Source organism: Massilia sp. GCM10023247 (genome assembly GCF_042653325.1).
Lineage (GTDB): Bacteria > Pseudomonadota > Gammaproteobacteria > Burkholderiales > Burkholderiaceae_D > Telluria.
In genome coordinates this window covers 428,620-440,453 of record NZ_JBHSIB010000007.1, presented here as the reverse complement: position 1 = coordinate 440,453, position 11,834 = coordinate 428,620, and the positions used below count along the sequence as shown (strand labels likewise).

Genomic DNA, 11,834 nt, shown 5'->3' with positions numbered 1-11,834 from the left:
TCGGACAGGACTCTCGGGACGGCGTGATGGACCTATTCTAACGAAAGCGCGGCGCGCGCACCGTTAGCCAGCCAACGGTGCGACCACCTGCCAGGACGCGATCGCCGGTTCGCGGATGGCTGCGCGCAGGTGCTTCAGGAACAGGCTGCGCGGGATCGGCGCCGCGCCCAGCGAGGCCAGGTGGCCGGTCTCCTGCTGGCAGTCGACCATCTGCACGCCCTGCGCGCGCAGGAAAGCGACCAGGTAGGCCAGCGCCACCTTGGAAGCATCGGAAACCCGCGCGAACATCGACTCGCCATAGAACATGCGGCCGATGCACACCCCATAGGCGCCGCCGACCAGCTCGCCGTCGAGCCAGACTTCGGACGAGTGGGCGTAGCCCATCGCATGCAGGCTGGTGTAGCCGTCGATGATTTCCTCGGAAATCCAGGTGCCCGGCCCATCCCTGCGGGGCGCGGCGCAGGCGCGCATCACGGCCTCGAAGGCGCTGTCGAAACGCACTTGCCAGCGCCCGCCGCTGGTGCGGCTGCGTTCGACGCGGCGCAGGGTCTTGCGCAGGCTGTCGCTGATCTTGAACTCACTCGTGTAGAGCACCATGCGCGGGTCGGTGCTCCACCAGAGGATGGGCTGGCCCTCGGAAAACCAGGGAAAAATGCCGTTCTGGTAGGCCAGTAGCAGGCGCTGCGGCGACAGGTCGGCGCCGGCCGCGAGCAGGCCCGGGGCGTCGATCGTCAGCGCCTGGGATACGTCGGGGAACGGCGTATGGGCATCGAGCCAGGGAATCATGGGCGTGTCGCAGGATCAGTCGGGTTCGCGTGGGGCAATCATCGGCCGGACGATGTCGTGGCAGTGCACGCCGTAGCCTTGCCTGTTCTGGCTCTCGCGGATTTTGACGCGGTCGGCAAAGAACAGTTCCAGCGTGGTGCGGATCGTCGGGAAGGCGAGGTCGTCCCAGGGAATGTCCTGCTCGGAAAACAGCTGGACCTCGAGGCTTTCCTCGCCCGGCGCGAAATCGAGGTCGACCAGGCGCGCCAGGTAGAACATGTGCACCTGGTGGACGTGGGCGACATTGAGCAGCGAGAACAGGTTGCCGATCTCGATATTCGCGCCGGCTTCCTCTTCGGTCTCGCGGATCGCCGCTTCGCTGGTCGTTTCGCCGTTTTCCATGAAGCCGGCCGGCAGCGTCCAGTAGCCGTAACGCGGCTCGATGGCGCGCCGGCACAGCAGCACCTGCAGCGTGCCGTCGTGCTCGAGGTCGGGCTGCCATACGGGAATGGAACCAATCACCATCTTCGGATTCTGGTAATGAATCGTGCCGCATTGAATGCACACATGGCGCGGCCGGTTGTCGCCGTCGGGAATGGCCAACGCGACCGCATGGCCGCACTCGGAACAGAATTTCATAGGGAATGGCGAAAATGAACGTGTGCCTACTTTACACCTGATTCGTCCGGCTGTGATGCCGCGCCGCCCCGGCAGGCGTGTTGCGCGCGCGTGATTCGCTACTGCGATCGCGGCTTGCCGGAGCATTGGGTTTGCCTAAATGGCGCAAGGCGCGTATAATTCATTCCATCAGACGCGGGGTGGAGCAGTCTGGCAGCTCGTCGGGCTCATAACCCGAAGGTCACAGGTTCAAATCCTGTCCCCGCAACCAAATTCAGAAGCCGTTGATCCGAAAGGGTCAGCGGCTTTTTCGTTCGCGCCCGATTCTTATCGACGCAGGTCAAGCCGCGCGCGCTTTCACCGCACCTGCCGGGCTCGGCACTGTCCAACAAACGACAGGCGAGGCCGGGAAGCCTTCCCAGGCACGCCAACGGTGCAAAGACTTGGTGCGAACATGATTACTGTTGAAGAAATCAACGAAGCCTGGGGTTGGGTCGGCTTGGCGGCGGTCGAAATAGTGGGCGTCAACGCTTTCGGCAATGTGATCATCCGCGATGCGGACGGCAGTTTCTGGCGGCTGCGGCCGCAAGACCTCTGCTGCGAACCGGTTGCCGAAGACCGCGCCGCGCTCGACGCCCTCTCCTATAACCAGGACTTCCTCAACGACTGGTACATGCCTGAACTGGTCGACCTGGCCGAGTCCACGCTCGGCCCCCTTTCCGAGGGGCGCAGGTATTGCCTCAAGATTCCCAGCGCCCTCGGCGGGCATTACGGCCGCGAAAACCTGGCGACCGTGCCATTGTCCGAACTGATCCGGTTTTCGGGGGAGGGTGCGCAGCAGTTCCAGGGTTTGCCGCGCTGGTGTTGACGGGCGCTGGTCGTTCTTAACCAGGCGCTTGCGCCAAGCTGGCCCACAGGTAAGCCGCGGCCATCGTCCGGTGCGGGCGATACGCGGCGAGCCATTGCTCGGCGCCGGCGATGTCCGGCTTCTCCGTGCCGAGCAGCCGGCCGATGGCGGTGCGGACCGCGACGTCGCCATGCAGCGAGCAATCGGCGTAGCCATAGCCGCGCAGCAGGGTGTAGTTGACGGTCCACGGGCCGATGCCCTTGACCGCGAGCAGGGCGGCGCCGGCCTGCGCAGGATCGGCGTGGACGTCGAGCGGCAGCTCTCCGCCGGCGGCGAGATGGGCCACGCGCAGCAGGGTCTCGGCCTTGGCGCGCGAAAACTTGCGCGTCGTGAAGGCCTCGAGGTCGAGGCGGGCCACGTCCGCCGCTTCCGGATAGCAGCGCAGGCCGCTGGCGTGCACGCGTCCCGCCTGTTCGATGAAGGTGCGGCGCAGGCTGATCGCGAAGGGCAGGTTGATCTGCTGGCCGATGATGGCCCAGGTCAGGGCTTCGAAGACGCTGGCGGACTGCACGATGCGCAAGCCCGGCTGGCGCTCGATCAGCGGGCCCATCAGCGGATCGCCCTGCACGGCGCGGGCAAACGGCGCCGGGTCGATGCGCAGCGCCAGCGTGCTGCGCAGGGCTTCCAGCGCGAGCGCCCGTGCCGGTTCGTCCAGCGCGCCCTCGGCCTCGATGCGGCAGCGTGCCTCGTTCGGCGTCAGCGTGATGTCGAGCAGTGCCGGCACGCCGTGCAGCATGACGGCCTTGCGGATGCAGGGATATCCATCCTGTTCGCCTACCTGCTCGGCGACGCCTTCGACATCGCGTGCGTGGAAAGCGAGCACATCGGCCGTGCGGTAGCCCTCCGGCAGTGCCAGCGTCAGCGCATGCGTGCTCATTTCCTGCTCATTTTCCCGATGCGGCCGCCGCGGCGCGCCCGAAGCGCGGCACGAAGCCCGTCACGAGGGCGGTGCCGACGAGCACGATGCCGGAGCCTGCCAGCGTGTGCCATCCCACCGTTTCGCCGAGGAAGAGGGCGCCCCACAGGATGCCGAACACGGGATTGAGGAAGGTCACGGTCAGGGCCGAGGTCGGACCGACCTCGTCGATCAGGCGGAAATAGATCAGGTAGGCGATCCCGCTGCACAGCACCCCGAGCGCGAGCACGGCCGCCCACACGCCGGGCGTCGGGCTGGCCGGCGCCGGGAAGAAGGGCAAGGCAGGCAGCACGAACAGGGTGGCTGCCCACATCGTGCCGTGCGCATTGGCGAAGGGCTCGACGCTTTTCGCCGACTTGGCGTAGATGCTGGCGATGCCGTAGCACAGGGCAGCGGCGAGCGCGGCCGCAATCGCCAGGCCGGCGCCGGGCAGCGTCGACACATCGTCGAAACCGACCAGCAGTGCGACGCCCGCCGTTCCCAGCAGCAGGCCGAGGCCGGCGCGCGCCGTGATCGCCTGGCGCGCCCACAGGGCGCCCAGCAGCGCGCCCCACATCGGGGCGGTGGCGTTCAGCACCGACAGTACCGAAGCGGTCAGCGTGCGTGCGCCATACGCAAACAACAGGAAGGGTAGCGCCGAGTTGAAGAAGCCCAGCATCAGGTAATGCTTCCAGTTGGCGCGCAGGTCGAGGCGCTTTTTCAACACCAGCCCCACCGCGGCCAGGAACAGCGCGGCGAACAGCACGCGGTACTCGATGAGGACGGCAGGACCGAGCACGGGCGCACTGATGCGCATGAAGAGGAAGGAGCCGCCCCAGATGGCGGCAAGCAGCAGGAGGCGCAGGAAATTCGCTGTGTTCATGGATTAAGACAGTGGGTAAGGAGGCAGGGTGGCGGCAAGCGCCGTGCCGCGCATCCCGTTTTTTGCTCGGGAGCGCGTTTTCAGCTGGGTTGCCAGCCGAATTCGCAGCTTAACGCGCACAAATTTCGCCGCTGGCCGGCTGCGGCGCGGCGGCGTGCGGTACCAGCAGTGCGGGCGGCACGCCGTTCTTGGCCGCCGTCATCTGGGCCAGGATGGCGATACCGATTTCGGACGGGGTCTTGCTGCCGATATACAGGCCGATCGGCCCATGCAGGCGGTCGAGCTGGGCTTCGCTCAGGTCGAACAGTTTCAGGCGTTCGCGACGCTTTGCATTGTTCAGGCGCGAGCCGATCGCGCCGACATAGAAGGCCTCGGACTTGAGCGCTTCCATCAAGGCCAGGTCGTCGAGCTTGGGGTCGTGGGTCAGCGCGACGACGGCGCTGCGGGCGTCGAGCCTGGCCTCGATCACCAGGTCGTCGGGCATCGTGTGGACCAGCTCGACGCCGGGCAGGTTCCAGTCGGCACGGTATTCCTCGCGCGGATCGCACACCAGCACGCGGTAATCCATGGCGCTGGCGACCTGTGCCAGGAAGCGCGACAGCGGCCCGGCGCCGATGATGAACAGGCGCCAGCGCGGCCCGTGAACGGTGCGCAAGGTGCCGTTTTCCAGGCGCAGGACCGCGCCCGCTGCCGCCGGCGCCAGGCTGACGGCGCCGCTGGACAGGTCCAGGCGCCGCTCGACCAGTTCGCCCGCCTCCAGCCGCGCCAGCAGTTCGCGCAGGCCGCTGCCGGCGTGCAGCGGCTCGATGGCCAGCTCGATGGTGCCGCCGCAGGGCAGGCCGAAGCGATGGGCCTCGTCGGCGCTGATGCCGTAGCTGAGCACCCGTGGCCGCGCCTCGGCACCTATCCCTTTGGCGCGCGCGTTCTCGATCAGGTCGTCCTCGATGCAGCCGCCCGACACCGACCCCACCACGCGCCCGTCGCCGCGCACCGCGAGCGTGGCCCCGATCGGGCGCGGGCTCGAGCCCCAGGTCTTGACGACCGTGACAAGTTCACAGCGGTGGCCGGCATCGAGCCAGGCGGCGGCGGTTTTCAACACTTCGAGGTCGAGGCTGTCCATGGGGGAGCGTGGGGGGGGAGGGATGACAATGATACAAAAAAAGCGGGAGGGGCGTTGGCGGCGGGAATTTGCATACGCGGCACCCGTGGCGTATGCAGGATTCCGTTGGGTGGGCGGCTCGTCATTCAGGCCCCCGGCCTGAATGACCACACGCGTTCACCGAACAGGGCTGCACCCTCGTCGCTTTCCACGGTGCCGTGACGCACCCACTGTTGAACGCGTGGACGGCAGAGCCGTCCACCCTACGTCGGTTGCAAGGCAGCTTTACGGCACCAGCGGCTTTTTCGCGTCCTGCTTCGCCTTCACATCCGCCACCGCCAGCTCGATCGCCGTCAGGCGCGCCGCGATCGACGGGTGGTTGGCGGTATGGCCGTTGGCCACCGAGACCGGCGTGGCCGCCGTGAAGCGCTTCCAGAACCGGGCGACGCCGTCGATGTCGTAGTCGGCGCGCGCCAGCAGGAACACGGCGAGGCGGTCGGCCGCGGCATCCAGGTTGGATGGCATGGCCTTGATGCCGGCGCTGCCGTTGAGCATCGACAGGTCCGGGTTGACACGCAGCAGCAGGCTTTCGATCACGCTGTCGAGCGTGGCCGAATTGCGCTGGGCCTTCGGATGCTCGAGGATGTTGTGCGCCATCGTGCGCGCGATGACATAGGCCAGCTCGGTGTCGCTGTGGGTGGCGCCGATCATGCCGCGCGTGACCATGATGCGCGAACCGTCGGCGTAGGCGTTCAGGTTGTCGGCATTGCCCAGTTCGATGGCGAAAGCGCAGGCGCGCGTGACCGGGATGGACAGGTCGCGCGCGCGGCCCTCGCGCTCGATCGTGAGCGGCAGCGTCGGCGAGGCGGCCATCAGGGGACCGAACACGCCGCCCAGCTTGCTGGTGGCGCCGGGACCGGTCGGCAGCGGCTTGCCGCCGGCCGCGACCAGGTCGTCGCCCAGGCGCAGCCCGGCTTTCGCCGCACCGCTGCCGGCCAGCACGCTCGTGACCTGCAGCCGCTCGTCCATGCCGAAGGCGACCTGCGCCGCCTCGCTGTAGACGCCCGGGTAGGAGTAACGGTTCTTTGCCGTGAAGCCGAGCAGGTTGCGCGCCTGCTTCTTGCACAGTTCGGCGTTGTCGATCAGCAGCGGCGAGGCGACGCGGTACAGGCGGTCTTGCAGCCTGGCCATTGTGGTGAGTGTCTCGGCCGCCGCGGCAACCTGCGGCGTCACTTGCACGCCTTGCGGCGTCTGGGGCGCGGCGCCCGGCATGCCGGGCTGGCGGATGGGGCCCTGCGTACCGCAGGCGGACAGGAATACTGCAATGGCGACGCCCAGCGCGGCTGGGCGTAGGCGGGCAAAACGGGTCATGTTCTTCCTCTGTTATTGTTTTCCGGTGCTGCCGAACCCTCCGATTCCGCGTTCGCTCGACGCGAATTCCTCGACGATATTGAAGCCAACCTGCAGCACGGGCACGATCACCAGCTGCGCCAGCCGGTCGAGCGGCTGCAGGGTGAAGGCGGCGTGGCCGCGGTTCCAGGTCGATACCATCAGTTGGCCCTGGTAATCGGAGTCGATCAAGCCTACCAGATTGCCGAGAACGATGCCGTTCTTATGGCCGAGTCCACTGCGCGGCAGGATCATGGCCGCGTAGCCGGGATCGGCCACATGGATGGCCAGGCCGGTCGGCACCAGCACGGTCTGTCCCGGTTCCAGGGTGAGCGGCGCTTCGATGCAGGCGCGCAGGTCGAGTCCGGCGCTGCCGGGTGTGGCATAGGCCGGCAGCAACTCCTTCATGCGCGGGTCGAGGATTTTGAGGTCGATTACTTTCATATGCTTTCTTGATGAATCAGGTGAGTAGCGAACGCTGCTCGAGGCGCTTGCCGATTTCGGACACCAGCTGGCGCGCCAGCGTCAGTTTGTCGGCCTGCGGCAGCACGGTGTGGCCGTGTTCGTCGAACAGGACGATGGAGTTCGTATCCTGCCCGAAAGTGTGGTGGCCGATATTGCCAACGAGCAACGGAATGCCCTTGCGCTCGCGCTTGGCCGCGCCGTACTCGACCAGGTTTTCCGACTCGGCGGCAAAGCCGACGCAGTAGGGCCAGCCCGACAGCGAAACGGTGCCGGCGACGCTGGCGAGGATGTCGGGGTTCTGCACGAATTCGAGCTGGGGCGCGCCGCCGCCGTCCTGCTTTTTCAGCTTCTGGTCGCTGGCATTCGCCACGCGCCAGTCGGCCACCGCCGCCACCCCGATAAACACGTGCTGGCCCTCGACCCCGGCCATGACCGCGTCATGCATTTGCGCGGCCGACAGCACGTCGATGCGGCGCACGCCGTGCGGGGTCGGCAGGGCGGTCGGGCCGGACACCAGCGTGACCTCGGCGCCGGCTTCGCGCGCGGCGCGCGCGATCGCATAGCCCATCTTGCCCGAGGACAGGTTCGTGATGCCGCGCACCGGGTCGATCGCTTCGAAGGTCGGGCCGGCCGTGATCAGCACGCGTTTCCCAAGCAGCACCTTGTGCTGGAAGGAGGCGACCAGTTCCTCGAGCAGTTGCTCGGGCTCGAGCATGCGCCCGAGGCCGGTTTCTCCGCAGGCCTGTTCGCCGGCGGCCGGGCCGAAGATGGCGATGCCGTCCGCGCGCAGGGTCGCCACGTTGCGCTGGGTCGCCGGGTTCTGCCACATCTCGACGTTCATCGCCGGCGCGACCAGCAGCGGCACGCCGTGCGGGCGCGCCAGGCACAGGGTCGAGAGCAGGTCGTCGCAGGCGCCGTGCGCGAGCTTACGGATGAAGTCGGCCGAACAGGGCGCCACCAGCACGGCGTCGGCGCCGCGCGTGAGGTCGATGTGGGCCATGTTGTTGGGCATGCGCGGGTCCCATTGATCCAGCCAGACGGTGTTGCCGGACAGCGCCTGCATGGTCACCGGGCCGATGAAATGGGTGGCGGCCTCGGTCATCACCACGTGTACCTTGGCGCCCTGCTTGACCAGGGCGCGGCACAGTTCGGCCGCCTTGTAGCAGGCCACGCCGCCGGACAGGCCGAGGACGATCTTTTTACCCTTCAGGTCCATGCTCATGTGCGCCTCCCGTGCGGGCTCAGGTTTTGTTCACGCGACGCAGTTCGTCCCAGATGAACAGGACGGCGCCGATCGAAATGCCGATGTCGGCCACGTTAAAGGCCGGGAAATGGCCCCAGCCGCGCCAGTAGAAATCGAGGAAGTCGATCACGTGGCCGTAGGCGACGCGGTCGATCACGTTGCCGATGGCGCCGCCCAGGATCAGCGCGAGCGCCCAGCAGAACAGGCGCTGGCCGGCGTGGCGCTTGAGCAGATACAGGATGAAGCCGATGGCGACCACGGCGATGGCGGTGAAGAACCAGCGCTGCCAGCCGCCCTGGTTGCCGAGGAAGGAAAAGGCCGCGCCCGGGTTATACACCAGCACCAGGTTGAAGAACTCCGTCACCGGCCGGGTTTCGCCGTAGGTAAACAGTTTTTCGACCGTGATCTTGGTCAGCTGGTCGATCAGCACGATGATGAAGGCGATGCCCAGCCAGGGGCCCATGCCGGCGCCGGATTTGCTCATGGTGGAAATGCTCGATTTTTTCTTGGTTGCCATTGGATTCGGTCGTAGATAAGGAAAACCGCCATGCCGCATCGAAGCGGCATGGCGGCTGGCTGCTCAGTCGTGCTGCACGCGGCGCGTCAGGCGAAGCGGCGGGCTTCGCCGGCGCCGAACAGGTTGCTCACGCAGCGGCCGCACAGGCCGGGATGCTCGTGCTTGTGGCCGACGTCGCGCCGGTAGTGCCAGCAGCGCTCGCACTTCGGCGCTTCCGATGGCGTGACTTGCACCGCCTCGTCCGCCTCGTTGGCGGCCTGCTCGACGCTCGCCTGCGAGGTGATGAAGACGAACTTCAGGTCGTCGTCGAGGCTGGCCAGCAGCGCGTGCTTGTCGCCCGCGGCGCGGATGGTCAGCTCGGCCTGCAGCGAGGAACCGATCGCGCCCGAGGCACGCACTTCTTCGAGCTGCTTGGTGACATCGGCGCGCACTTCGCGCAGCGCGGCGTACTTGGCCAGCAGGGCTGGCGCATCCGGCAGTTCCGGGAAGGTCCACAGGGTCTGCGTGAAGATCGTTTCGTCGCTTTGCGCATAGGCTTCCTGGCCGGCGAACACGGCCCAGGCTTCCTCGGCGGTGAAGGAGAGCACCGGCGCCATCACGCGCAGCAGGGAATGGGCGATATGCCACAGCGCGGTCTGCGCCGAGCGGCGTGCGACGGAATCGACGCCGCAGGTGTACAGGCGGTCCTTCAGGATGTCGAGGTAGAAGCCGCCCAGGTCTTCCGAGCAATAGTTCTGCAGGCGCGCGACCACCGGGTGGAATTCGTAGCGCTCGAAGTGCGCGGCCACGTCCTTTTGCAGCTCGGCCATCGCGGCGATCGCATAGCGGTCGATCTCGAACAGCTCGGCCACCGGGACGGCGTGCCTGGACGGGTCGAAGTCGGAGGTGTTCGCCAGCAGGAAGCGCAGCGTGTTGCGGATCCGGCGATACGATTCGGTCACGCGTTTCAGGATCTCTTCGCCGATCGACAGCTCGCCCGTGTAGTCGGTCGAGGCCACCCACAGGCGCAGGATGTCGGCGCCGAGGGTATCCGAGATCTTCTGCGGCGCCATCGTGTTGCCGAGCGACTTGCTCATCTTCTTGCCGTTCTCGTCGACCGTGAAGCCGTGGGTCAGCAGCGCCTTGTAGGGCGGCACGCCGTTCAGCATCGACGAGGTCAGCAGCGAAGAGTGGAACCAGCCGCGGTGCTGGTCCGAGCCTTCCAGGTAGAGGTCGGCAGGGAACTGCAATTGCTGGGCGTGCGAGCCGCGCAGCACGGTCTGGTGCGTGGCTCCGGAATCGAACCAGACGTCGAGCGTGTCCTTGTTCTTCTCGTACACATCGGCGTCGTCGCCGAGCAGGGTGCGCGGGTCGAGCGCCTGCCAGGCGTCGATGCCGCCTTGCTCGATCAGTTTCGCTACCTGCTCCAGCAGTTCCGGGGTACGCGGGTGCAGCTCGCCCGTTTCCTTGTGGATGAAGAAGGCCATCGGCACGCCCCACTGGCGCTGGCGCGACAGGGTCCAGTCCGGACGGTTCTCGATCATGCCGTGCAGGCGCGCCTGGCCCCAGTCCGGGAAGAATTCGGTCTGGTCGATGCCGGCCAGCGCGGTTTCGCGCAGGGTCGGGCCGCCGTCCTTGGGCGTGAGGTCCATGCCGGCGAACCACTGGGAAGTCGCGCGGTAGACGATCGGGGTCTTGTGGCGCCAGCAGTGCATGTAGCTGTGGTCGAACATCTTGAGTTCGAACAGGGCGCCGGCTTCGGTCAGGGCCGAGCAGATCGGCTTCGAGGCTTCCCAGATCGTCATGCCGCCGAACAGCGGCAGGGTGCTGGCGAAGCGGCCATCGCCCATCACGGGTTTCAGGATCTCGTCATCCTTCATGCCATGCGCCTTGCATGACTGGAAGTCTTCCTGGCCGTAGGCCGGGGCCGAGTGGACCACGCCGGTACCGCTCTCGGTCGTCACGTAGTCCGCCAGGTAGACCGGAGAAGTGCGGTCGTAGAACGAGTCGGCGGCAAACAACGGGTGCTTGAAGCGCAGGCCTTCGAGCTTGGCACCAACGGTGGTGGCGATCGTTTTACCCTCGAGCTTGTAGCGGGCCAGTACCGATTCCGCCAGGTCCTGGGCCAGGATCAGCAGCAATGGCTGGCCGTCGCGTTCGGTTTGCACCAGCGAATAGACCACTTCCGGATGGACGTTCAGCGCCTGGTTCGACGGGATGGTCCACGGGGTCGTGGTCCAGATCACGATGAAACCATTCATGGTCGGCAGCGATGGCAGGCCAAAGGCGGCGGCGAGCTTCTCGCCTTCCGCGAACGGGAAGCCGACGTCGATCGCCGGGTCGCGCTTGTCCTGGTACTCGACTTCCGCTTCGGCCAGGGCCGAGCCGCAATCGAAGCACCAGTTGACCGGTTTCAGGCCCCGGTAGACATAGCCCTTCTCGAGCAGCTTGCCCAGCGCCCGCAGTTCGTCGGCCTCGTTACCGTAGGCCATCGTCATGTAGGGGTTGTCCCATTCGCCGAGCACGCCCAGGCGGATGAAGCCGGCGCGCTGGCGGTCGATCTGCTCGAGCGCGTAGGCACGGGCTTTTTGCAGCACTTCCGCGGTGGGCAGGTTCTTGCCGTACAGTTTTTCGATCTGGATTTCGATCGGCATGCCGTGGCAGTCCCAGCCCGGCACGTAGGGCGCGTCGAAGCCGGCCATGGTGCGCGACTTGACGACCATGTCCTTCAGGATCTTGTTAACGGCGTGGCCGAGGTGGATGTCACCGTTCGCATACGGAGGACCGTCGTGCAGGATGAATTTCGGGCGGCCGGCGGCAGCCTTGCGGATGCGCTCGTAGACCTTCTTGTCCTGCCATTGCTTGACCCAGCCCGGCTCGCGCTTGGCGAGGTCGCCGCGCATCGGGAAGGGGGTATCGGTCATGTTGACCGGGTATTTGCTCTCAGGCTTCTTGCCGCCCTTGGGGGCCGGCGCGTTCTGGACAGGTTTGCTGTTTTCGGACATAAGTTTGATCGATGAGGGATATTCGGGAGGCGGCTCGATGGCGTATCGAGGCCGCCGCGCAGGAACGGC

At 66.5% G+C, this 11,834-nt stretch carries 11 protein-coding genes and 1 tRNA gene; 2 read left to right on the top strand and 10 right to left on the bottom strand.

Features of this window, described 5'->3' with window-relative positions:
- Window positions 1–63: 63 nt before the first annotated feature.
- Entirely contained in the window at window positions 64–786 is a 723-nt protein-coding gene (gene aat / locus ACFPAH_RS05640; protein WP_379741925.1) for a leucyl/phenylalanyl-tRNA--protein transferase, read from the bottom strand.
- A 15-nt stretch (window positions 787–801) separates the two neighbouring features.
- Complete coding sequence (locus tag ACFPAH_RS05635) at window positions 802–1,404, bottom strand: NUDIX hydrolase (protein WP_379741921.1); 603 nt, start codon at window positions 1,402–1,404, stop codon at window positions 802–804.
- Between the two features lie 173 nt (window positions 1,405–1,577).
- Here ACFPAH_RS05635 and ACFPAH_RS05630 point away from each other — a divergent pair.
- Both ACFPAH_RS05630 and ACFPAH_RS05625 read left to right on the top strand, forming a co-directional pair.
- A tRNA-Met gene (locus ACFPAH_RS05630) sits at window positions 1,578–1,654 on the top strand.
- Window positions 1,655–1,837: 183 nt separating this feature from the next.
- Complete coding sequence (locus ACFPAH_RS05625) at window positions 1,838–2,251, top strand: T6SS immunity protein Tdi1 domain-containing protein (protein WP_379741918.1); 414 nt, start codon at window positions 1,838–1,840, stop codon at window positions 2,249–2,251.
- Window positions 2,252–2,267: 16 nt separating this feature from the next.
- Here ACFPAH_RS05625 and ACFPAH_RS05620 read toward each other — a convergent pair whose 3' ends face one another.
- The 8 genes from ACFPAH_RS05620 to ileS form a co-directional block, all read right to left on the bottom strand.
- Window positions 2,268–3,167, bottom strand: a complete 900-nt coding sequence (locus ACFPAH_RS05620; protein WP_379741915.1) for a DNA-3-methyladenine glycosylase family protein — start codon at window positions 3,165–3,167, stop codon at window positions 2,268–2,270.
- A 7-nt stretch (window positions 3,168–3,174) separates the two neighbouring features.
- Window positions 3,175–4,068 carry a DMT family transporter gene (locus ACFPAH_RS05615; protein ID WP_379741912.1) on the bottom strand — a complete coding sequence of 298 codons (894 nt, stop codon included), beginning with the start codon at window positions 4,066–4,068 and terminating at the stop codon, window positions 3,175–3,177.
- Between the two features lie 109 nt (window positions 4,069–4,177).
- Window positions 4,178–5,188, bottom strand: coding sequence for an XdhC family protein (locus ACFPAH_RS05610; protein WP_379741909.1), 1,011 nt, complete (start codon window positions 5,186–5,188; stop codon window positions 4,178–4,180).
- Window positions 5,189–5,452: 264 nt separating this feature from the next.
- Window positions 5,453–6,538 (bottom strand): M48 family metalloprotease, encoded by a 1,086-nt coding sequence (locus tag ACFPAH_RS05605; RefSeq protein ID WP_379741906.1) that lies wholly within the window; start codon window positions 6,536–6,538, stop codon window positions 5,453–5,455.
- 12 nt (window positions 6,539–6,550) lie between these two features.
- On the bottom strand, window positions 6,551–7,000 hold the full coding sequence (dut, locus tag ACFPAH_RS05600) for a dUTP diphosphatase (protein WP_379741903.1): 450 nt from the start codon (window positions 6,998–7,000) through the stop codon (window positions 6,551–6,553).
- Between the two features lie 16 nt (window positions 7,001–7,016).
- The gene (coaBC, locus tag ACFPAH_RS05595) at window positions 7,017–8,237 is read right to left on the bottom strand and encodes a bifunctional phosphopantothenoylcysteine decarboxylase/phosphopantothenate--cysteine ligase CoaBC (RefSeq protein ID WP_379742976.1); all 1,221 of its coding nucleotides are present in this window, start codon (window positions 8,235–8,237) and stop codon (window positions 7,017–7,019) included.
- A gap of 25 nt (window positions 8,238–8,262) precedes the next feature.
- Window positions 8,263–8,781 (bottom strand): signal peptidase II, encoded by a 519-nt coding sequence (gene lspA / locus ACFPAH_RS05590; protein ID WP_379741899.1) that lies wholly within the window; start codon window positions 8,779–8,781, stop codon window positions 8,263–8,265.
- Window positions 8,782–8,867: 86 nt separating this feature from the next.
- A complete protein-coding gene (gene ileS / locus ACFPAH_RS05585; RefSeq protein ID WP_379741896.1) occupies window positions 8,868–11,765 on the bottom strand; it encodes an isoleucine--tRNA ligase in 2,898 nt (965 codons plus the stop codon).
- Window positions 11,766–11,834: the final 69 nt, after the last annotated feature.